The sequence below is a fragment of the Achromobacter sp. JCM 18799 genome (assembly GCF_055395645.1).
Window position 1 is genome coordinate 223,348 of sequence record NZ_AP043866.1, and the last position, 20,152, is coordinate 243,499.

Consider the following 20,152-nt stretch of genomic DNA (forward strand, 5'->3'; position numbering starts at 1 on the left):
TTTTCCTGGCACGAAATTCGCATATGGGTACGTACCCCAAAACCGCAACACTGGAGGGCGTTCCCATCATGGGTCCGTATCGGAAATTATGGTTCACCTTGATCGCCGTATTGGCGGTCACGTTCGCATTGCTGGGTTTCTACGGCGGCGAGGTCTATCGCCAGGCGCCGCCGATTCCCGGGCAGGTCGTGACGACCGACGGCAAACCGCTGTTCGGGCGCGACGACATCCTGGACGGCCAGACCGCCTGGCAATCGGTCGGCGGCATGCAGCTGGGATCGGTCTGGGGACACGGCGCCTACCAGGCGCCCGACTGGACGGCCGACTGGCTGCATCGCGAACTGACGGCCTGGCTGGACCTGGCCGCGCGCGAGCAGCACGGCTGGGACTATGCGCAGCTGGACGCGGGCGCCCAGGCCGCGCTGCGCGCGGAACTGAAGGCCGAGTACCGCGCCAACCGCAGCGACGCCGCCACCGACACGCTGGCGGTGAGCCCGCGGCGCGCGCGCGCCATGGCGCAGACGGCGGCCTACTACGACCAGCTGTTCTCCGACGCGCCCGCGTTGCATCGCAGCCGCGAGAATTTCGCGATGAAGGAAAACACGCTGCCCGACGCCGCGCGCCGCACCCAGCTCACGCATTTCTTCTTCTGGACAGCGTGGGCCGCGGCCACCGAGCGCGAAGGCAAGTCGGTCACCTATACCAACAACTGGCCGCATGAGCCGCTGATCGACAACGTGCCCAGCGCCGAGAACGTCATGTGGTCCATCCTCAGCGTGGTGGTGCTGCTGGCCGGCATCGGCTTCCTGGTCTGGGCCTGGGCCTTCCTGCGCGGCAAGGAAGACGACGAGCCGCTGGCGCCGGCCAAGGATCCGCTGACCACCTTCGCCCTGACGCCGTCGCAGCGCGCCCTGGGCAAGTACCTGTTCCTGGTGGTGGCGCTGTTCGGCTTCCAGGTGCTGCTGGGCGCCTTCACCGCGCACTACACCGTCGAAGGGCAGAAGTTCTACGGCATCGACCTGTCGCAATGGTTCCCGTATTCGCTGGTGCGCACCTGGCATATCCAGAGCGCGCTGTTCTGGATCGCCACGGGTTTTCTGGCCGCCGGTCTGTTTCTTGCGCCGTTGATCAATGGTGGGCGCGATCCCAAATTCCAGAAGCTCGGGGTCGACATCCTGTTCTGGGCGCTGGTGTTGGTGGTGGTCGGATCGTTCACCGGCAACTATCTCGCGATCGCGCAGATCATGCCGCCGGACCTGAACTTCTGGCTGGGTCACCAGGGCTATGAATACGTGGACCTGGGCCGCCTGTGGCAGATCGGCAAGTTCGCGGGCATCTGCTTCTGGCTGGTGCTGATGTTGCGCGGCATCGTGCCCGCGCTGCGCACGCCGGGCGGCGACAAGAACCTGCTGGCGTTGCTGACCGCCTCGGTGGGCGCCATCGGCCTGTTCTACGGCGCGGGCTTTTTCTACGGCGAGCGCACGCACCTGACGGTGATGGAGTACTGGCGCTGGTGGATCGTGCACCTGTGGGTGGAGGGCTTCTTCGAAGTCTTCGCAACCACGGCGCTGGCCTTCATCTTTTCGACCCTGGGCCTGGTGTCGCGCCGCATGGCCACCACCGCCAGCCTGGCCTCGGCCTCGCTCTTCATGCTGGGCGGCATACCCGGCACCTTCCATCACCTGTACTTCGCCGGCACCACCACGCCCGTGATGGCCATCGGCGCCAGCTTCTCGGCGCTGGAAGTGGTGCCGCTCATCGTGCTGGGGCATGAGGCCTGGGAGAACTGGCGCCTGAAGACCCGCGCGCCCTGGATGGAAAACCTGAAGTGGCCGCTGATGTGCTTCGTGGCCGTGGCCTTCTGGAACATGCTGGGCGCGGGCGTCTTCGGCTTCATGATCAACCCGCCCGTTTCGCTGTACTACATCCAGGGCCTGAACACGACGCCGGTGCACGCGCACGCGGCCCTGTTCGGCGTGTATGGCTTCCTGGCGCTGGGCTTCACCCTGCTGGTGCTGCGCTACATCCGTCCGCAGTATGCGCTGAGCCCCGGCTTGATGAAGCTGGCGTTCTGGGGCATGAACCTGGGCCTGGCGCTGATGATCTTCACCAGCCTGCTGCCGGTGGGGCTGATCCAGTTCCACGCCAGCGTCAGCGAGGGCATGTGGTACGCCCGCAGCGAAGGCTTCATGCAGCAGGAGCTGCTGCAGAACCTGCGTTGGGGCCGCACCTTCGGCGACGTGGTGTTCCTGCTGGGCGCGCTGGCCATCGTGATGCAGGTGATCCTGGGCCTCTTGAGCGGCAAGCCCGCGCTGGCCGAGCCGCGCCTGCAGGCCAAGGCGGCGCGCGGCTAGCGTCCCGTCCCGCGCAGGCGTGGCGCACGCTTGCGCGGCAGGACGCCAGGCAAGCGCCGGGCTCTTTGCTTCAGCGCAAAGAGCCCGGCCGCCGCAGCCGGTCCAATGGAATCCAGCCCGCGCCCGACCGGCGCGGGCATTCCGGAGCACCGCCGCATGCGCATCCTGCCGACCGTCATTGTTCTATTGCTGTTGACCGCTTGCGGGCCCCAGGACGGGGCCCGCTTGGCTTTGCCGGAAATCACGCGCCTGCCGCCGGGCGAGGTGAGCTACGTGCCGCCGGGCGAGGCGCTGCGCAACGGCTATCCCGCCACGCCCGCGCCCCGCAGCGCGCGCTACCCGGATGGCCTGGCCATCATGACGCGGCAGGTCAGCCAGGCCGACTACGCGGCCTGCGTGCGCGCCGGCGGCTGCAAGCCGCTGGACCCCGCACAGCGCCAGGCGGCTGCGCCCGACCTGCCGGCGGTGGGCATCAGCTGGACCGACGCGTCCGCCTATGCCGCCTGGCTGTCCGAGCGCACCGGCAGGCGCCTGCGCCTGCCCAGCTATGCGGAATGGGTCTACGCGGCGGGCGAAGCCTATCGCGAGGAAGCCTTGCCGGCCTTGCCAGGCGGCAGCGACCCCGCGCAGCGCTGGCTGGCGGAATACGAGCAGCAGAGCCGCCGCGGCGCGCAGGGCGACGCCACGGTGCGGACCTTTGGGGCCTACGGCCGCAATCGCGCCGGCCTGATGGACATGGCGGGCAGCGTGTGGGACTGGACTGACGATTGCCATGCGCGGCGCGTGCTGGACGGGCTGCGCGATGGCGCAAGCGTCACCGCTGCGCAGGAACAGGAAAGCCGCAACTGCGGCATACGCGTCGCGGCGGGCAGGCACATCGCCTATCTGCCCGACTTCATCCGCGATCCCAAGGGCGGGGCGTGTTCGGTAGGCGTGCCGCCGGCGAACCTGGGTCTGCGGCTGGTGCTGGAGCCCGGCTAGGCCATGTTGCCTGCGCGCCATGCGCCGGCCAGCTCGGCGCTCGCGTCGCAGGCCTCGTCCGCGGCCGGCGATCCCTGGCGGCAGGACAGGCAGGCCGAACAGTCCACGGCGGGCGCGGCGTGCTCGCCCAGGCGGGCCAGCGCGGCGGGCGAGCGCAGCACCACGCGCTTGCGTCCGGCCGAGACGATGCCGCGCTGCTTCCAGTCGCTGAGCAGCCGGCTGACCGTGTGCAGGGTGGTGCCGGTCATTTCGGCGATGTCCTGGCGGGTGATGGGAAAGCCGATGCCGATGCCGTCCTGCATGGGCTGGCCGGATTGCTGCACCAGCCTCAGGATGGCGCGCGCCACGCGCTGTTCGACTTCGTCGGTGGACAGTTCCTGGATGCGGACGTGGGCGTCCTGCAGGCGCTGCCCCATGGTCTGCAGCGCGGCCGCGCCCAGCTGGGGATGGCAGGCGATGAAGCGTTCCCAGGCCGCGGCCGGCCATGCCAGGCAGACGCTTTCCTGCACCGCCTGCACGGTGGCGGGATAGCAGGGCTGCCGCATGGCGCAGGCCAGCCCGAACATGTCGCCGGGATGGACGTAGCGCACCACGACTTGTTCGCCCTCCGGCGTCAGCTGCGCCACCTTTAGACAGCCATGCAGCAGCACGAAAAAGTGCGCGGCCGCGGCGCCCTGGCGATAGGCCAATGCGCCGGCCTCCAGGCGGCAGGGCAGCGCGCCGCGCAGCGCGGCGTCCAGTTGCGCATCGGACAAGGGCCTGAACAGATCCAGGTTGCGGAGCAGGGCATGGCACAGGGGCGACGAGGCCGCAGGCCGCCCGGAAGCGTGTGGAGGGTCCATGCCCCGATGGTGACATCGCATCCGCGCAGCGGCAATGCGCGCCGGGCCGCGGGTTGGTTCGAAGTTTGCGCTACAGCAAAGAACACGAGCGATGCCCGGCCTTCAATGGAACCGCCGACAGACTCGGCGTTGCAGAAACCCGAACAGGAGTTGCACATGAACGCTTTGCGCCCCACCTTGCTTGCCATGGCATTGATCGCAGCGATGGCGGGCGGCCCAGCCGCCGCCCAGAACGCCGATCAGCTGGAACGCGCCAAGGTTGCGCTGGTCGCCCCGCCCATGGTCCACCCGCATGAGCAGGTGGCCCGTTCGGGCCCCAAGGTGATCGAATTCACGATGACCATCGAAGAAAAGAAGATGGTCATCGATGACAAGGGCACGACCTTGCAGGCAATGACGTTCGACGGGTCCATGCCCGGTCCTACCCTGGTGGTGCACGAAGGCGATTATGTCGAGCTGACCCTGGTCAATCCGGCCACCAACGCCATGCCGCACAACGTGGATTTCCATGCCGCCACCGGCGCGCTGGGCGGGGCCAAGCTCACCAACGTGAACCCGGGCGAGCAGGCCACGCTGCGCTTCAAGGCGGACCGCAGCGGCACCTTCGTCTACCACTGTGCGCCCGAAGGCATGGTGCCCTGGCACGTGGTGGCGGGCATGAGCGGCACGCTGATGGTGCTGCCGCGCGACGGCCTGAAGGATCCGCAGGGCAAGCCGCTGCGCTACGACCGCGCCTACACGATAGGCGAGTTCGACCTGTACATCCCCAAGGACGCGAACGGCAAGTACAAGGACTACGCGACCTTGGCGGAAAGCTATGGCGACACGGTCGAAGTCATGCGCACGCTGACGCCATCGCATATCGTCTTCAATGGCAAGGTCGGGGCCTTGACGGGGGCGAACGCGCTCACGGCCAAGGTCGGCGAGACGGTGCTGCTGATCCATTCGCAGGCCAATCGCGACACGCGCCCGCATCTGATCGGCGGCCATGGCGACTGGGTCTGGGAAACCGGCAAGTTCGCCAATCCGCCGCAGAAGGACCTGGAGACCTGGTTCATCCGCGGCGGCTCGGCGGGCGCCGCGCTCTACACCTTCAAGCAGCCCGGCGTGTACGCCTACCTGAACCACAACCTGATCGAGGCCTTCGAACTGGGCGCGGCCGGGCATATCAAGGTCGAGGGCAAATGGAATGACGACCTGATGAAGCAGATCAAGGCGCCGGGTCCGATCCCGCGCTGAGCGCTGCGGCAGGGCGCGCTCAGCGCGCCTTGCCCGTATCGGTCCGCCACGCCGTCACGCATTTTCCTTCCGGAGCCATTCCATGTCCTCGCTTTATCGAATCGCGTTCGCCGCCGCGCTGGCCAGCCTGCCCGTCCCGCAAGCGGGCGCCGAGTCGCTGGCCGCCATCAACCCTGCCGGAGAAAAACTCTACAAGTCCGCCTGTGTCGTGTGCCACGCCAGCGGGGTCGCCAACGCGCCCAGGCTGGGTGACAAGCAGGCCTGGTCGCCATTCATCGCGCAGGGCGCGGACGCGCTGTTGGCGACCGTGCTCAAAGGCAAGGGCGCGATGCCGCCGCGCGGCGGCTCATCGGCGGACGAGCCCACGCTCAGGGCCGCGGTGGAATTCATGATGGCCGCGTCCCGCTAGCCGCCGCGCGCGGCGGGCGGGCGGATTAATAGTTGCACTTGCAATTATTAAGAATCCTCCATACGATTGCAATTGCACATGATGCAATTGCAATTCACGATGCGAAATGACGGCGGCCGTACACCGGGATGCCGCCTTCGCGCCCACCAGGAGGACGCCATGGACACCCCGATAGAACCGACCGACGCCGATCCGCAGGAAACCCAGGAATGGCTGGAGGCCATGCAGGCCGTGCTGGCCCACGAGGGCCGGCCACGCACCCACTACTTGCTGGACCAATTGATCGGCCAGGACCGCGCCGGCCACGGCGGCTACGCCGCGCCGAACGCCACGCCCTACGTGAACACCATCCGGCCGGCGGACCAGGGGCTGTTCCCGGGCGACATGGGCATCGAGCTGCGGCTGGACGCCTATCTGCGGTGGAACGCCATGGCCATGGTGCTGCGCGCGGGCAAGACCTCGGGCGTGGGCGGACACATCGCGACCTACGCCTCGGCCACGACCTTGTACGAAACCGGCTTTCGCCATTTCTTCCGCGCGGCCACGCCGGATTTTCTGGGTGACATGCTGTACATCCAGGGCCACTCCGCGCCCGGCATCTATGCGCGCGCCTATCTGGAAGGCCGCATTTCCGAGGAAGAACTCGACCGCTTCCGGCGCGAGACGGCCGGCGGCGGACTGGCGTCCTATCCGCATCCGCGCACCATGCCCGGGTTCTGGCAGTTCCCGACCGTGTCGATGGGCCTGGGGCCGCTGATGGCCGCCTACCAGGCGCGCTACATGCGCTACCTGGAAGACCGCGAGCTGATCCCCGCGCAGGGCCGCAAGGTATGGGGCTTTCTGGGCGACGGCGAACAGGACCAGCCGGAGACGCTGGCGGCGGTGGCGATGGCCGGGCGCGAAAAACTGGACAACCTGATCTTCGTGGTGAACTGCAACCTGCAGCGCCTGGACGGCCCGGTGCGCGGCAACGCCAAGATCATCCAGGAACTGGAAAGCGTGTACCGCGGCGCCGGCTGGAACGTCATCAAGGTGATCTGGGGAGCCGGCTGGGATGCGCTCTTGGCCCAGGACCACGACGGCCGCCTGCGCCGGCGCATGATGCAGTGCGTGGACGGCGAGTACCAGGTGTTCAAGGCGCGCGGCGGCGCCTACGTGCGCGAACATTTCTTCGGCGCGGACCCGGTGCTGCTGGAGCGCGTGGCGCACCTGAGCGATGAGGAGATCGGCGCGCTGAACCGTGGCGGCCACGATCCGGCCAAGATCTATGCCGCCTACGCCACGGCGCTGGCCCATCGCGGCCAGCCCACCGTCATCCTGGCCAAGACCGTCAAGGGCTATGGCATGGGCGCGGCGGGCGAGGCGGCCAACACCAACCACCAGCAGAAGAAGATGGCGGACCCGGCGGTGCGCGCCTTTCGCGACCGCTTCTCCATCCCGGTCCCCGACGATCTGCTGGAACAGATTCCCTACATCAAGCCCGCGCCCGGCAGCGCCGAACGTACCTATTTCGACGCCGCGATCGCGCGCGCGGGCGGCCATCTGCCGCGGCGGCCGGCCGGGCCCGGCCCGTTGGCCACGCCGCCGCTGGAGGCTTTCGCCGCGCACCTGAAGGGCAGCGACGGCCGCGAGTTCTCGACCACCATGGCCTTCGTGCGGGTGCTGGCGCAATTGCTCAAGGACCCGGCCATCGGCCAGCGCGTGGTGCCCATCGTGCCCGACGAGTCGCGCACCTTCGGCATGGACGGCATGTTCCGGCAGGTGGGCATTTATTCGCACGTGGGGCAGCTGTACACGCCGCAGGACGCCGACCAGCTGAGCGTCTACCGCGAAGACCGGCGCGGCCAGATCCTGCAGGAAGGCATCAACGAATCGGGCGCGATGGCCTCGTGGATCGCGGCCGCCACCGCACACAGCACGCACGGCGTGGCGACGATTCCGTTCTACATTTTCTATTCCATGTTCGGCTTCCAGCGCGTGGGCGACCTGGCCTGGGCGGCGGGCGACATCCGCGCGCGCGGCTTCCTGCTGGGCGCGACCTCCGGACGCACCACGCTGGAAGGCGAGGGCCTGCAGCATGACGACGGCCACAGCCACGTGCTGGCTTCGGTCATCCCCTCATGCGTGGCCTACGACCCGGCCTACGCCTACGAGATCGCGGTGATCGTGCAGGACGGCATGCGCCGCATGTACCAGGACGAAGAAGACGTCTTCTACTACTTGACGCTGATCAACGAGAAGACCGCGCATCCGCCCATGCCGCAAGGCGCCGAGGAAGGCATCCTGCGCGGCATGTACCGCCTGCGCGACGGTGGCGATGGCGCGTTGCGGGTGCAGTTGCTGGGCAGCGGCGCCATCCTGGGCGAAACGCTGGCGGCGGCCGATCTGCTGCGTCAGGACTTCGGCGTGGCGGCCGACGTCTGGAGCGTGACCAGCTATTCGGAACTGGGCCGCGACGGCCAGGAGGCAGAACGCTGGAGCCGCCTGCATCCGCTGGAGGGCAGGCGCCGCGGCTACGCGGAAACGGTCCTGGCGGACAGCGAGGGGCCGGTGGTGGCGGCCACCGACTACATGAAGACGGTGGCCGAACAGATACGCCCGTTCATGCAGGACCGCCGTTACGTCACGCTGGGCACCGACGGCTTTGGCCGGTCCGACACGCGGACGGCCTTGCGCGCCTACTTCGAGGTGGACCAGCATCACATCGCGTTGGCGGCCCTGAAGGCGCTGGCGGACGACGGGCTGATGCCGCGCGACTGCGCGGCGGACGCCATCGCCCGCTACGGCATCGACCCGGAGGCCGTGTCCGCGGCGCGGCCCTAGGGGCAGGCTAGACGCGCCGCGCCAGCAAGGCCCAGATCCCGGCGGCGGACAGCAGGGCGCCGCCGCCCAGGTTGAAGCCGCGCTGCGCGCGGGGCGAGGCCAGCAGGCGCCGGGCCGACCCGGCGAAGATGGCGTAGGCCGTGGCATTGATGCCGGCGCAGGCGACGAAGGTGGCCGACAGGATCCAGAGCTGGCGCGTCACGTCGCCCGCCGGATCGATGAACTGCGGCAGGAAGGCCACGAAGAAGATGATGCCCTTGGGGTTAAGCGCCGTCACCAGATAGGTGTTGGCGAACAGTTTCCAGCGCGAGCCCGCGGCGCTGGCGGCGGGCAGCGTCGCCGGCGAGACGCCGGCGCGCAGCAGCTTGAAGCCCAGGTACAGCAAGTACAGGCCGCCCACGACCTTGACCGCCGTGAACCAGAACGCCGACGCCGCCAGCAGGGCGCCCAGGCCCAGCAGCGACAGCAACAGGGCGGTGGAGTCGCCCAGCGCCACCGCCAGCACCAGCGGCAGGCGGGCGCGCCGGCCTTGCGCGATGGAGTAGCTGATGACGGTGAGTATCGTGGGGCCGGGCAGCATCAAGAGCAGGGCGGACGCGCCCAGGAAGGCCAGCCAGGTTTCAAGCGACATGGGATCTGCTCCAGGGGTGGGGCTGTGCGCGGCGGCCAGCCTGCGGGCCACTGTATAGCAATCGCGGCCGCCTGCAAACCGGGCGCGGCCGGGCGTCAGCGCCGGGTGGTGTTAAATACAGCTTTCCCGGACAGTGAACGCGGCGCCGCAAGGCGACGCGAAGGAAACACCATGGCATTCGATTTTGATCTGTTTGTGATCGGCGCGGGCTCCGGCGGCGTGCGCGCGGCGCGTTTCGCCGCGGGCTTCGGCGCGCGCGTGGCGGTGGCGGAAAGCCGCTACCTGGGCGGCACCTGCGTGAACGTGGGCTGCGTGCCCAAGAAACTGCTGGTCTATGGCGCGCATTACAGCGAGGACTTCGAGCAGGCCCGCGGTTTCGGCTGGAGCGCCGGCGAGCCCAGTTTCGACTGGCCCACGCTGATCGCGAACAAGAATCGGGAAATCGAGCGTCTTAACGGCATTTACCGCAATTTGCTGGTCAATAGCGGCGTGACCCTGTTGGAAGGCCACGCCCGCATCCTGGATCCGCACACGGTCGAGATCAACGGCAAATCCTATAGCGCCGCCCATATCCTGGTGGCGACCGGCGGCTGGCCCCAGGTGCCGGACATTCCGGGCAAGGAACACGCCACCACCTCGAACGAAGCCTTCTTCCTGAAGGAACTGCCGCGCCGCGTGCTGGTGGTGGGCGGCGGCTACATCGCCGTGGAATTCGCCTCCATTTTCAACGGCATGGGCGCGCAGACCACGCAGGTCTACCGCGGCCCGTTGTTCCTGCGCGGCTTCGACCAGGGCGTGCGCGAGCATCTGCGCGACGAGCTGGTGAAAAAGGGTATCGACCTGCGCTTCAACTCGGAAGTGACGCGCATCGACAAGCAGGCCGACGGCACGCTGGCCGCCACCCTGAAGGACGGTTCCGTGGTCGAGGCCGATTGCGTGTTCTACGCCACCGGCCGCCGGCCCATGCTGGACAACCTGGGCCTGGAGAACACGGCGGTCAAGCTGGGCAAGGGCGGCTTCATCGAGGTGGACGACGAATACCGCACGGCCGAGCCTTCCATCCTGGCCATCGGTGACGTGATCGGCCGGGTGCCGCTGACGCCCGTGGCCCTGGCCGAAGGCATGGCGGTGGCGCGGCGCCTGTTCCGTCCCGAGGAATACCGCAAGGTCGACTACCAGCTGATCCCGACCGCCGTGTTCAGCCTGCCCAACATCGGCACGGTGGGCATGACGACGGAAGAGGCGCGCGCCGCCGGGCACGAGGTCAAGCTGTTCGAAAGCCGCTTCCGGCCCATGAAGCTGACGCTGACCGAGTCGCAGGAAAAGACGCTGATGAAGCTGATCGTGGACGCCAAGACCGACCGCGTGCTGGGCGTGCACATGGTCGGTCCGGACGCCGGCGAGATCGTGCAGGGCATCGCCATCGCGCTGAAGGCCGGCGCGACCAAGCAGGTGTTCGACGAGACCATCGGCATCCATCCCACGGCGGCCGAAGAGTTCGTGACCCTGCGCACCCCGGTCGCCCAATAGGGCGCGCTACAGGCGTTCGATCATGGCGCGCGCCGCCAGCGGCGCGAGTTCCTTGGCGCCATTGATGAAGAACGCGAAGACATTTCCCGGCCGCGCCGTCTTTTCCGGGGCGCCGGCGAGCGGCAGGTCGGCCGGGTGGCTGCCGCGGGCCCAGCCGCGCAGGCGGTCCGCCCAGGCGTCCAGCGCCTTGGGCGCGTAGCCCGCCTTGTAGGCGGTACTGGCGCGCATCAGCCGCGCATAGACGAAATCGGCGGTACGGTCGGCGATGGATGGGTAGTCCTCGCTATCCGTGTAGACGGTGGCTGCGCCGTGGCGCCGCGCCAGTTCCAGGTATTCCTCGCAGGCGAAGCTGGCATGGCGCACGTCCAGCACGTGGCGCAGCGGCAAGCCGTCCACCTTGTCTGGCAGCAGCGCGAGGAAGGCGGCGAAGTCGTCCGCATCGAACGCCTTGGTCGGCGCGAACTGCCAGACGATGGGCCCAAGCTTCGGACCCAGTTCGGCGATGCCGCTGTGCACGAAGCGGTGGATCGAGTCCTTGGCGCCCGCCAGTTCGCGGCGGTTGGTCGCGTAGCGCGAGGCCTTCAGCGAAAAGACGAAGCCTTCGGGCGTCTCATCGCGCCATTTGGCGAAGGTGGCCGGCTTCTGGGTGCTGTAGTAGGTGCCGTTGATCTCGATGGCGGTGAGCTGGCTGCTGGCGTATTCCAGTTCGCGCGCGTGCGGCAGGTTTTCGGGGTAGAAGAGGCCGCGCCAGGGGGCGTAGGTCCAGCCGCCGATACCGATGCGGATGGCGCCGTCTTTCGGATGAGGATGCGCTTGCGGCATGTCCGGCCCTCCAGGCGTGGGAACCGGACAACTGTATCGCCGGCGCCACTGGTCCGCAAACCGCTGCCGGAAGTTCGCTGTTCCGATACAGTTTTGCGCTAAGGTGTGGATTCACGTTTCCACTTTCCGCGCGGCCTCGCGCCGGCCCATCATGCCCGACCTTACCCATCTGATGACGTTCGCCCTGGTTGCCCTGGGCATGGTGCTCACGCCCGGGCCCAACATGATCTACCTGGTCTCCCGTTCCATCTCGCAGGGCGCGCAGGCGGGTCTGATTTCGCTGGGGGGCGTGGCGGTCGGCTTTGTCTTCTACGTGCTCTGCGCGGCCTTCGGCATCACGGCGCTGCTGATGGCGGTGCCTTACGCCTATGACGCGCTGCGCATCGGCGGCGCGCTGTACCTGCTGTACATGGCCTGGCAGGCCCTGCGCCCGGGCGGGCGTTCGCCGTTCCAGGTACGCGAACTGCCCAAGAGCAGCCCGCGCACGCTGTTCACGATGGGGCTGGTGACCAATCTGCTCAACCCCAAGATCGCGATCATGTATGTGTCGTTGCTGCCGCAGTTCATCCAGCCCGAACGCGGCAGCGTGTTCACGCAGTCGCTGGCGCTGGGCATGACGCAGGTGGCCATCAGCCTGACGGTCAATGCGCTGATCGCCATCATGGCCGGTTCCATCGCCGGGTTCCTGGCGGGCCGCCCCTTGTGGATGGTGGTGCAGCGCTGGCTGATGGGCACGGTGCTGGCCGGGCTGGCGGTGCGCATGCTGATGGACAATCGCCGCTGATGCAGGCCGAAGACGGTTTCTTCGCTTCCCTGGGCAGCATGCTGGGCGAGGCGCTGCGCAGCGTCGTCGCGGGCTTGAAGTGGCTGCTGGGCGGCCTGGGCCATGCCTTCGGCGATTTCTACTCGGGGCTGGCCGGCGCAATGGGCATGAGCCCTTCGATCTTCAATTTCATCCTGCTGGTGCTGGGGCTGATGTGCCTGTGGGCCGCGGTCAAGGCGCTGCTGCGCCGTTCCATCATCGGCTTCCTGTTCTGGCTGGTCGTGGCGCTACTGCTGCTGGGCGGACTGGGCGCCTAGCGCCTCTCCCAGCGCTTCCCGCAAGAGGGCGATGCGGGGGTTGGCCGGTCCCTTCCGGGTTATCAAGGCCACCACGCTGGAAGGCGGTTCCGGAAGCACGCGTATCTGCCTGACCGCGCCTGCAAGCGCGACATCGTGGCGAATGAGGGCCATGTCCGGCACGATGCCGATGCCCAGGCCGCTGGCGACGAACTGCACGCCGGTGGTGGGGCTGGTTGATTCCACCACGGGCAGCGGCGCGGGCAGACCGGCATGGATGAAGCAGTCTTCTATCAGCTTGCGGCCCATGGATCCTTCGGCCGGCATGATCCAGCGTTCCCGCGCCAGGCGAGTCCAGTCCACGCGCCGTGCGCGGACCAGCGGATGGCTGGCCGCCGCGATCACCGCGAACTGCACTTCAAACAATTTGACGTACTGAAACGCGGCCGCCCCGGATTCCAGCATCTGCAGCGGGAAAGTGGAAATCAGCGCGTCGATTTCGCCCAGCTCCAGCGCGTGGAGCAGGGCGGGCACGCGCTCCTCCAGCAATTGCACGCGCATCGGCCTGGCATGGTTCACCAGCTTCTCGACTACGCCGCGCAGGTAGGTCTGCGCGAGGAAGGGAGGCGCGCCGATGCGGATCTTCGCTGCATAGCGATCGGCGGTCTGGGCGTCGGCGCGCAGATGTCCCAGCTCTTCAAGCAACAGCGCGGCGCCGCGCAGCACCACCTCTCCTTGCGCGGTCGGTTTCAGGCCGCGCGCGGTGCGCAGGAACAAGGCAAAGCCGAACGCGCTTTCGACTTCCGTCAGCGCCTTGCTGAGCGCGGGTTGCGTCAGATTGAGCGCCTGGCTCGCGGCCCGCAGGCTGCCCGTTCCCTGCACGACCTGCAGCATGCGCAGATGGCGGAAGCGCAGCTTGGATACCAGATGGTCGGGTTCGATGGCGCCGGTCATGGGTGGGTATAGAACTGAAAGTTATCGCTATATCAAAATATATCAATTTTTCGATTAACTGCGATCGCCTATCCTGCCCGCATAACAAGGAGACAACATGCAACGCCGTACTTTTTGCCTGGGCGCCCTCGGCGCCGGCATGATGTTCCGTGCCATGGCGAACGCCGCAGAGAGCTATCCGTCGCGGGCCGTGCGCGTCGTCGTTCCCTATGCCGCAGGCGGCGGGCCCGACATCATGGTGCGCCAATTCGGCCCGGTGCTCAGCGCCAGCATGGGTCAGCCCATCGTGGTGGAGAACAAGGTGGGCGCGGGCGGCGTGCTGGCCGCCCAATACGTGGCCCAGGCCGCGCCCGACGGCTACACCGTGCTGCTGGGATCCAACTCGCACCTGATCCAGAAAGCGCTGCAGCCCAGCCTGATGTTCGATCCCGAGCAGGACTTTCTGCCGGTGACGGTAATCGGCGCCTCGCCCAGCGTGCTGGTCGTGTCTGCCAAGTCGCCCTACCGCACGGCGCAAGATCTGATCGCCGCCCTGAAGGCGCAACCGGGCAAGATGAACTACGCCTCGGGCGGCATCGGCTCGGCCGCGCATCTGGGCGGCGCGACCTTCGTCACGCTGCTGGGCGCCGAAGCCACGCACGTTCCCTTCAAGGGGTCGGTGGAGATCCCGACCTCTCTGCTGCGCGGCGACACGGATTTCGCCTTCGCTATTGCCGGGACCGCCGTTCCGCAGGTGCAGGGCGGCCGGCTGCGCGCGCTGGCCGTGACCAGCCGCGAACCCATGGCGGAGCTTGCCGGCGTGCCCACGCTGCGGGAGATCCTGGGCAGCGATCTGGCGGTCCAGGAATTCTGGTTCGCCTTCTGGCTGCCGCGCAAATCGAGCGCCGAGGTGGTCGACAAGCTCTATGGCGCGACCACGGCTTCGCTCAAGGATCCGGGCGTCAAGAGCAATTTCGAGGCGGCCGGCGTCAGCGTGATGCATAGCGACAGCCCGCAAGCCGCCGCGTCGTTCGTGCGCGCCGAAGCCCGCAAATGGGCCGAAATCATCAAACTGACCGGCATCGCCGCCGGCTGATCCGCAGGAAATTTATGGCCAAGCCTCTCGAAGGCGTACGCGTGCTCGACCTGTCGCACGTGATCGCCGGTCCTCTCGCTTCCTTCTATCTGGCGCAGCTGGGCGCCGAAGTCATCAAGGTCGAACCGCCGCTGGCGGGCGAAGTCCTGCGCTCGATGAAGAACGGCGTCGACACCGACACGCCCACCGGCTTCGCGGCCATCAACGCCGGCAAGCAATCGCTGGCGCTGGACATCCGGACCCGGCAGGGGGCGGACTTGCTGCGCTCGCTGGCCGCCTCGGCCGATGTGTTCATCGAAAACTTCAGGCCCGGCGTGGTGGCGCGTTACGGGCTGGACTACGCCTCGATCAAGGCGGTCAAGCCCGACATCGTGTACTGCTCCATCTCGGGCTTCGGCCAGCAAGGGGCCTGGTCGCAGCGCGGGGCCTACGACCACGTGGTCCAGGCGATGACCGGCATGATGATGATGTCGGGCGAGGGTGACGACGCGCCGCCGCTGAAAGTGGGTTTCCCGGTGATCGACGTGGCGGTGGGCATGCTGGGCGCGTTGTCCATCGTGTCGGCGCTGCACCGCAGGTTGCGCGAAGGCTCCGGCCAGTACATCGACGCGTCCATGGTCCAGGCCTCGCTGGCGCTGATGTACACCAATACCTGCGCCTACCTGAGCGACGGCACGCCGACGCGCAGGGTCGGCAATCGGGGCTACACCGGCAGTCCCGCCGCCGACACCTACCGCTGCGCCGACGGCTGGCTGGCGGTGGCCGCGAACACGCCGGAACAATTCCGCAAGCTCACCGCCGCCATTGGGGTGGAAGCACTATGCGGCGACGCCAGGGCGCTGGATCTGGAAGCCTTCAACCTGCCCAACGGATTCGTGGTGCCGAACGACCGCGAGTACGTGGTGCAACAGTTGAGAGCCGCGTTTTCGACCCGCAGCGCCGCGCAGCTCGAGGACCTGCTCAGCCAGGCCGGCGTGCCAGCGGCCAAGGTGAGAAAGCTCGAGGAGTTCCTCGACGAGGCGGACGTCACCGGCTGCGTGAGCCTGCCTGATCATCGTTTTCACCAGGGTGGACGCGAACTGCGCACGCATGGGCTAGGCTTTGCCTTCGAGCAGGACGGCGGTCCGACCAAGGCAGGTGCTCCCGCGCTGGGCGAGGGTACGCGCGAGGTGCTCAGGCGAGTGGGCCTGGACGACGCCGCGATTGCCGAGCTCGAGCGCGCCGGCGTCCTGCGGACCCAGGCCGACACCGCGCTTCCCCTGATCCCCTGAACAACCATTCATCCGGAGACTCTATGACTCAACTTTTGCAAGGCCGCGTCGCCATCGTGACCGGAGCCGGGCGTGGATTGGGCCGCTCGCATGCGCTGGAGCTTGCGCAGCACGGCGCCCAGGTGCTGGTCAACGACATGGGCGCGGACCAGCCGGACGCGCCGGCCCAGGCCGTGGTGGACGCGATCCGCGCGGCAGGCGGGGATGCCATGGCGCATGGCGCCGACGTGACCCAGCCGCAGCAGGTCGAGGCGATGGTGCAGGCGGCCATCGCAAAATGGGGGCGCGTCGACATCCTGGTCAACAACGCGGGCATCCTGCGCGACAAGACCTTTGCCAAGATGAGCCTGGAGGACTTCCGGCTCGTGATGGAAGTCCATCTGATGGGCGCGGTGCACTGCACCCAGGCGGTGTGGAACGCCATGCGTGAACAGAACTACGGCCGCATCGTCATGACCACGTCGTCCTCCGGGCTTTACGGCAACTTCGGCCAGGCCAATTACGGCGCGGCGAAGATGGCGCTGGTCGGCCTGATGCAGACCCTGGCCCTTGAAGGGGAACGCTACGGCGTGCGCGTGAATTGCCTGGCGCCGACGGCTGCCACGGCCATGACCGAAGGCCTGCTCGACGAGCAGGCGCTGGCCTTGTTGACGCCGGGCTCGGTCAGTCCCGCCCTGGTTGCCCTGGTGACGGAAAACGCGCCGACCCGGACCATCCTGATGGCGGGCGCGGGCAGTTTCGAGCAGGCCCACATCACCATGACCCGCGGTATCCACCTGAACGGCGCGGACTTGTCCGCCCAGGCACTGATCGACCGCCTGGACGAGGTTTCCGACCGCGCGCAAGAAACCGTTCCCGCCACTGGTTTCGACCAGTTGCGCCACGAGATCGCCAAGGCCCAGGCATGCGAAACCGAGAAGTTGTAGTCCTGTCGGGCGTGCGCACGGCCATCGGCAGTTTCGGCAAGAGCTTGAAGGACGTCCCGCCCACGGCGCTGGCCGCCGAGGTGCTGAAGGCCGCCGTGGCGCGCGCAGGCCTTGCGCCTGCGCAGGTCGAGCACGTCTGCTTCGGCCAGGTCATCACCACCGAAGCGCGTGACCTGTACCTGTCCCGGGTGGCGGCGATCGAGGCCGGTTGCGCCGACGGCACGCCGGCATTCAACGTCAACCGCTTGTGCGGTTCGGGATTGCAGGCGGTCGTTTCCGCGGCGCAATCCATCCTGCTTGGTGACTGCAAGGTCGCGGTGGCGGGCGGCGCCGAGAGCATGTCGCGCGCGCCGTACGCCACATCGGCGCTGCGCTTTGGCGCGCGCATGGGCGATGCGCCGATGACCGATATGCTGCTGGGCGCCTTGCATGATCCGTTCCACCGCATCCACATGGGCGTCACGGCGGAAAACGTCGCCAGGCGCTACGGCATTACGCGGGACGCGCAGGATGCGCTGGCGCTGGAGAGCCACCGCCGCGCCGCGCGCGCCGCGGCCGAAGGCCGCTTCGACGCGCAGCTCGTGGCCGTCACGACACCCGGCCGCAAGCCCGTCGTGTTCGCGCGGGACGAGCACGTCCGCGCCGATATCGCGCCGTCGGAGCTTGCCGCCCTCAGACCCGTATTTTCTTCCGACGATGGCACGGTCACGGCGGGCAACTCGTCCGGCATCAATGACGGCGCGGCCGCGCTGGTGCTGATGGAACGTTCTGAGGCGCTGGCCCGTGGCGCGCGTCCCATGGCCCGCCTGCTTGCCTATGCCCATGCCGGCGTGGACCCGCTCTACATGGGCATGGGCCCGGTTCCCGCCGTGCGCTGCGCCCTGGCCAAAGCGGGCTTGTCCGCCGCCGATATGGATGTGATCGAGTCCAACGAGGCCTTCGCGGCGCAGGCCTGCGCGGTGGCGCGCGAACTGGATCTGGATCCGGCCAAGGTCAATCCCAACGGGTCGGGCATCGCGTTGGGGCATCCGGTGGGCGCCACGGGCGCGATTATCGCGGTCAAGGCCTTGCACGAACTCGAGCGCATTGGCGGACGGTATGCGCTGGTCACCATGTGCATAGGCGGCGGGCAGGGCATCGCCGCAATTTTCGAACGCATCTGAAGCCGCCATGACACACAATCCTGTTGCCTCTCCGCTGCCGTTCGGCTCGGTCCAGTCTTTGCTGGACGCCGTGGGGCAGCCTCCCATTGTTTCCGATGCGCTGCTGATCGATCAGGGCATGATCGACCGGTTCGCGCAGGTCACGCTCGATACGCAGTGGATCCATGTGGACCGGTTGCGCGCGCAGGCGGAATCCCCTTACGGCGACACCATCGCGCATGGCTTTCTGGCGCTGTCGCTGCTGACGCACTGGCAGAACAGCTGCATCGCCTTTCCGGGCGCGGCGATGTTGCTGAACTACGGATTCGACAAGGTCCGCTTCACCGCGCCGGTGGTTTCCGGCACGCGCGTGGCCGCCAGCTTTTCCTTGGCCGAGGTCGTGGAGAACGGCACAGGCGTGGCTCGCTGCGCCTGGAAGGTCGCGATCCAGGCCGAGGGGACGCCCAGGCCGTCGGTGCACGCCGACTGGCTGATCATGGTCCGCTACGGGAGCCCTTGAGGCCCAGCGTCACGTCGCGGAGCCTGCGCACCAGGCCCGCGAACCGCTCGGCCCCGGTGTTGCCGTATCCGATCACCAGGCCGTTGTCCTCCGCCCGCGGCGCCACCGCAAACGACGACAACGCGCCCGGATTCATGCCGATCTTGCGTGCCTGCTCCACGATCTCCCGGTCGGGGTACGCGGCAGGCAGGCGCACCGTCAGATGCAGCCCGGAATGTCCGCCCAGGACCTCGTGTTCGATCCCCAGATGCGCCGCGAGCGCCTCGCGCAGCGCTCCCTGGCGTTCGCGGTACAGGCGCCGCATGCGGCCCAGGTGGCGCGAGAACTGGCCGTTTTCCATGAAGGCCGCCATGGTCAGCTGTTCCAGCCGGTGGCCGCCGCGCAGCATCTCGATGATGGACGGCATTGCCTGCGCGGCGATGGCTTCGGGCAGCACCAGGAAGCCCAGGCGCAGCGCCGGGAACATGGTCTTGCTGAAGGTGCCCACGTAGAGCACCGGCGCGTCTTCGACCAGGCCTTGCATCGCGGCGATGGGTTCGCCTTGATGGCGGAATTCGCTGTCGTAATCGTCTTCGATGATCCAGGCGCCGGCCTGGCGGGCGCGTTCGATCAGGCCCAGGCGGCGCGGCAAGGACAGCACCGCGCCCGTGGGGTACTGGTGCGACGGCGTGGTCTGGATGAGGCGGGGCGGACGTTCCTGCCAGGCGCTTTCGGGGATCACGATGCCGTCCGCGTCGACGCGCATGGCCACCACGTCCAGGTCGCCGCCATGGAAGGCGGACTTGGCGCCGCGGTAGCCGGGGTCTTCCAGCCAGGCGGTGTCGCCGGGGTTGGTCAGCAGCTGCACGCACAGCGCCAGCGCGCCCTGGGCGCCTTCGGTGATGACGATGCGCGAGGCGTCGCAGCGCACGCCGCGCGACACGCGCAGGTATTGGGCGATGGCTTCGCGCAGGGCGGGTTCGCCTACCGGATGGCCGTAGCCCAGGGCGGTGGCGGGCGCCGCTTGCAGCGCGTGGTCCTGCGCGCGGCGCCAGGCGCTTATTGGGAATTGCGTCAGCGCCGGGGTGCCGGGCGTCATGGGCAGCGACCCGTCATGGGCGTAGCGCGTGGAGACGATGCGCGTCAGCCGCTTGGCCGTCAGCGAGGGCTGGTCCGTGGGCGGTGTCGCGCGCTTGGCGGCGATGGCCGCGGCGGCCGACAGGGGCGCGACCCGCGTGCCCTGGCGGTCGGCGATCACGTAGCCTTCGGCCGTCAGTTGCTCGTAGGCGATCAGCACCGTGTTGCGCGAGATGGCCAGTTCCTCGGACAGGGCGCGCGACGAAGGCAGCTTGCCGCCCGCCGGCAGTTGGCCGGCCAGGATGGCCTGCTTGAGGCGCTGGATCAGCTGGCGCTGGCGTGGCAGCGCGCCGGGGCCGCGCGTGAGCGGGCTGGACAGCAGGGCGGGGGTGTTCATCTTGGCCCTATTAAAATTCGGGATCGTGGTGCTTTTTATGATGCCACGATTCCGATATCGTGAGGGCATGCGTACTGCGTCCGTCCCTTCGGGCGGCGCGCCAACCTGAAGAGGCCCCGTA

The 20,152-nt window shown here is 67.9% G+C and carries 18 protein-coding genes; 13 read left to right on the forward strand and 5 right to left on the reverse strand.

Annotated features, from left to right (window positions below):
- The first annotated feature begins 68 nt into the window (after window positions 1-68).
- Both ACZ5YA_RS01320 and ACZ5YA_RS01325 read left to right on the forward strand, forming a co-directional pair.
- Window positions 69-2,354, forward strand: coding sequence for a nitric-oxide reductase large subunit (locus ACZ5YA_RS01320; protein ID WP_464092888.1), 2,286 nt, complete (start codon window positions 69-71; stop codon window positions 2,352-2,354).
- Between the two features lie 105 nt (window positions 2,355-2,459).
- Window positions 2,460-3,335 (forward strand): formylglycine-generating enzyme family protein, encoded by an 876-nt coding sequence (locus ACZ5YA_RS01325; protein WP_118933753.1) that lies wholly within the window; start codon window positions 2,460-2,462, stop codon window positions 3,333-3,335.
- Here ACZ5YA_RS01325 and ACZ5YA_RS01330 read toward each other — a convergent pair.
- A complete protein-coding gene (locus ACZ5YA_RS01330) occupies window positions 3,332-4,177 on the reverse strand; it encodes a Crp/Fnr family transcriptional regulator (RefSeq protein WP_464091896.1) in 846 nt (281 codons plus the stop codon). The genes ACZ5YA_RS01325 and ACZ5YA_RS01330 overlap by 4 nt on opposite strands.
- A gap of 156 nt (window positions 4,178-4,333) precedes the next feature.
- On the opposite strand from ACZ5YA_RS01330, the gene nirK reads away from it, so the two are divergent.
- From nirK to aceE, 3 genes are all read left to right on the forward strand, one after another.
- Window positions 4,334-5,416 (forward strand): copper-containing nitrite reductase, encoded by a 1,083-nt coding sequence (nirK, locus tag ACZ5YA_RS01335; protein WP_059380265.1) that lies wholly within the window; start codon window positions 4,334-4,336, stop codon window positions 5,414-5,416.
- Window positions 5,417-5,498: 82 nt separating this feature from the next.
- Complete coding sequence (locus ACZ5YA_RS01340) at window positions 5,499-5,825, forward strand: c-type cytochrome (protein WP_059380264.1); 327 nt, start codon at window positions 5,499-5,501, stop codon at window positions 5,823-5,825.
- Window positions 5,826-5,984: 159 nt separating this feature from the next.
- Window positions 5,985-8,648 (forward strand): pyruvate dehydrogenase (acetyl-transferring), homodimeric type, encoded by a 2,664-nt coding sequence (gene aceE / locus ACZ5YA_RS01345; protein ID WP_251880760.1) that lies wholly within the window; start codon window positions 5,985-5,987, stop codon window positions 8,646-8,648.
- A 7-nt stretch (window positions 8,649-8,655) separates the two neighbouring features.
- On the opposite strand, the gene ACZ5YA_RS01350 is transcribed toward aceE, so the two are convergent.
- Entirely contained in the window at window positions 8,656-9,279 is a 624-nt protein-coding gene (locus ACZ5YA_RS01350; protein ID WP_251880758.1) for a LysE family translocator, read from the reverse strand.
- A gap of 171 nt (window positions 9,280-9,450) precedes the next feature.
- On the opposite strand from ACZ5YA_RS01350, the gene gorA reads away from it, so the two are divergent.
- Window positions 9,451-10,809, forward strand: coding sequence for a glutathione-disulfide reductase (gorA, locus tag ACZ5YA_RS01355; protein WP_059380261.1), 1,359 nt, complete (start codon window positions 9,451-9,453; stop codon window positions 10,807-10,809).
- 6 nt (window positions 10,810-10,815) lie between these two features.
- Here the strand turns inward: gorA and ACZ5YA_RS01360 are convergent, their stop codons facing one another.
- Entirely contained in the window at window positions 10,816-11,631 is an 816-nt protein-coding gene (locus tag ACZ5YA_RS01360) for a DUF72 domain-containing protein (protein ID WP_118933757.1), read from the reverse strand.
- Window positions 11,632-11,782: 151 nt separating this feature from the next.
- On the opposite strand from ACZ5YA_RS01360, the gene ACZ5YA_RS01365 reads away from it, so the two are divergent.
- Together ACZ5YA_RS01365 and ACZ5YA_RS01370 are read left to right on the forward strand one after the other, a co-directional pair.
- Window positions 11,783-12,415 carry a LysE family translocator gene (locus tag ACZ5YA_RS01365; RefSeq protein WP_059380273.1) on the forward strand — a complete coding sequence of 211 codons (633 nt, stop codon included), beginning with the start codon at window positions 11,783-11,785 and terminating at the stop codon, window positions 12,413-12,415.
- The gene (locus ACZ5YA_RS01370) at window positions 12,415-12,711 is read left to right on the forward strand and encodes a hypothetical protein (RefSeq protein ID WP_306633063.1); all 297 of its coding nucleotides are present in this window, start codon (window positions 12,415-12,417) and stop codon (window positions 12,709-12,711) included. The genes ACZ5YA_RS01365 and ACZ5YA_RS01370 overlap by 1 nt, the downstream gene beginning before the upstream one ends.
- Here the strand turns inward: ACZ5YA_RS01370 and ACZ5YA_RS01375 are convergent.
- Window positions 12,682-13,644 (reverse strand): LysR family transcriptional regulator, encoded by a 963-nt coding sequence (locus ACZ5YA_RS01375; protein ID WP_223124322.1) that lies wholly within the window; start codon window positions 13,642-13,644, stop codon window positions 12,682-12,684. The genes ACZ5YA_RS01370 and ACZ5YA_RS01375 overlap by 30 nt on opposite strands.
- A 97-nt stretch (window positions 13,645-13,741) precedes the next feature.
- On the opposite strand from ACZ5YA_RS01375, the gene ACZ5YA_RS01380 reads away from it, so the two are divergent.
- From ACZ5YA_RS01380 to ACZ5YA_RS01400, 5 genes are read left to right on the forward strand one after another with little or no spacing between them, the layout of a single operon-like run.
- The gene (locus ACZ5YA_RS01380; protein WP_464091897.1) at window positions 13,742-14,719 is read left to right on the forward strand and encodes a Bug family tripartite tricarboxylate transporter substrate binding protein; all 978 of its coding nucleotides are present in this window, start codon (window positions 13,742-13,744) and stop codon (window positions 14,717-14,719) included.
- A gap of 14 nt (window positions 14,720-14,733) precedes the next feature.
- A complete protein-coding gene (locus ACZ5YA_RS01385) occupies window positions 14,734-15,990 on the forward strand; it encodes a CaiB/BaiF CoA transferase family protein (protein ID WP_464091898.1) in 1,257 nt (418 codons plus the stop codon).
- 23 nt (window positions 15,991-16,013) lie between these two features.
- A complete protein-coding gene (locus tag ACZ5YA_RS01390; protein ID WP_464091899.1) occupies window positions 16,014-16,916 on the forward strand; it encodes an SDR family NAD(P)-dependent oxidoreductase in 903 nt (300 codons plus the stop codon).
- On the forward strand, window positions 16,895-18,079 hold the full coding sequence (bktB, locus tag ACZ5YA_RS01395) for a beta-ketothiolase BktB (protein ID WP_464091900.1): 1,185 nt from the start codon (window positions 16,895-16,897) through the stop codon (window positions 18,077-18,079). Before ACZ5YA_RS01390 ends, bktB begins: the two co-directional genes overlap by 22 nt.
- 7 nt (window positions 18,080-18,086) lie before the next feature.
- Complete coding sequence (locus ACZ5YA_RS01400; RefSeq protein WP_251880751.1) at window positions 18,087-18,578, forward strand: MaoC family dehydratase; 492 nt, start codon at window positions 18,087-18,089, stop codon at window positions 18,576-18,578.
- On the opposite strand, the gene pdxR is transcribed toward ACZ5YA_RS01400, so the two are convergent.
- Window positions 18,553-20,031 carry a MocR-like pyridoxine biosynthesis transcription factor PdxR gene (gene pdxR / locus ACZ5YA_RS01405; RefSeq protein WP_059380253.1) on the reverse strand — a complete coding sequence of 493 codons (1,479 nt, stop codon included), beginning with the start codon at window positions 20,029-20,031 and terminating at the stop codon, window positions 18,553-18,555. The two genes, ACZ5YA_RS01400 and pdxR, sit on opposite strands and share 26 nt — an antisense overlap.
- Window positions 20,032-20,152 lie beyond the last annotated feature (121 nt).

Bases quoted from the DNA above. Each gene is read 5' to 3' on its own strand.
- ACZ5YA_RS01400 (WP_251880751.1), top strand. From the start codon at position 18,087: ATGACACACAATCCTGTTGCCTCTCCGCTGCCGTTCGGCTCGGTCCAG.
- ACZ5YA_RS01360 (WP_118933757.1), bottom strand. From the start codon at position 11,631: ATGCCGCAAGCGCATCCTCATCCGAAAGACGGCGCCATCCGCATCGGT.
- pdxR (WP_059380253.1), bottom strand. From the start codon at position 20,031: ATGAACACCCCCGCCCTGCTGTCCAGCCCGCTCACGCGCGGCCCCGGC.
- bktB (WP_464091900.1), top strand. From the start codon at position 16,895: ATGCGAAACCGAGAAGTTGTAGTCCTGTCGGGCGTGCGCACGGCCATC.
- ACZ5YA_RS01370 (WP_306633063.1), top strand. From the start codon at position 12,415: ATGCAGGCCGAAGACGGTTTCTTCGCTTCCCTGGGCAGCATGCTGGGC.
- ACZ5YA_RS01375 (WP_223124322.1), bottom strand. From the start codon at position 13,644: ATGACCGGCGCCATCGAACCCGACCATCTGGTATCCAAGCTGCGCTTC.
- ACZ5YA_RS01385 (WP_464091898.1), top strand. From the start codon at position 14,734: ATGGCCAAGCCTCTCGAAGGCGTACGCGTGCTCGACCTGTCGCACGTG.
- ACZ5YA_RS01380 (WP_464091897.1), top strand. From the start codon at position 13,742: ATGCAACGCCGTACTTTTTGCCTGGGCGCCCTCGGCGCCGGCATGATG.
- ACZ5YA_RS01350 (WP_251880758.1), bottom strand. From the start codon at position 9,279: ATGTCGCTTGAAACCTGGCTGGCCTTCCTGGGCGCGTCCGCCCTGCTC.
- ACZ5YA_RS01340 (WP_059380264.1), top strand. From the start codon at position 5,499: ATGTCCTCGCTTTATCGAATCGCGTTCGCCGCCGCGCTGGCCAGCCTG.
- ACZ5YA_RS01320 (WP_464092888.1), top strand. From the start codon at position 69: ATGGGTCCGTATCGGAAATTATGGTTCACCTTGATCGCCGTATTGGCG.
- ACZ5YA_RS01325 (WP_118933753.1), top strand. From the start codon at position 2,460: ATGGAATCCAGCCCGCGCCCGACCGGCGCGGGCATTCCGGAGCACCGC.
- gorA (WP_059380261.1), top strand. From the start codon at position 9,451: ATGGCATTCGATTTTGATCTGTTTGTGATCGGCGCGGGCTCCGGCGGC.
- ACZ5YA_RS01390 (WP_464091899.1), top strand. From the start codon at position 16,014: ATGACTCAACTTTTGCAAGGCCGCGTCGCCATCGTGACCGGAGCCGGG.
- ACZ5YA_RS01330 (WP_464091896.1), bottom strand. From the start codon at position 4,177: ATGGACCCTCCACACGCTTCCGGGCGGCCTGCGGCCTCGTCGCCCCTG.
- ACZ5YA_RS01365 (WP_059380273.1), top strand. From the start codon at position 11,783: ATGCCCGACCTTACCCATCTGATGACGTTCGCCCTGGTTGCCCTGGGC.
- nirK (WP_059380265.1), top strand. From the start codon at position 4,334: ATGAACGCTTTGCGCCCCACCTTGCTTGCCATGGCATTGATCGCAGCG.
- aceE (WP_251880760.1), top strand. From the start codon at position 5,985: ATGGACACCCCGATAGAACCGACCGACGCCGATCCGCAGGAAACCCAG.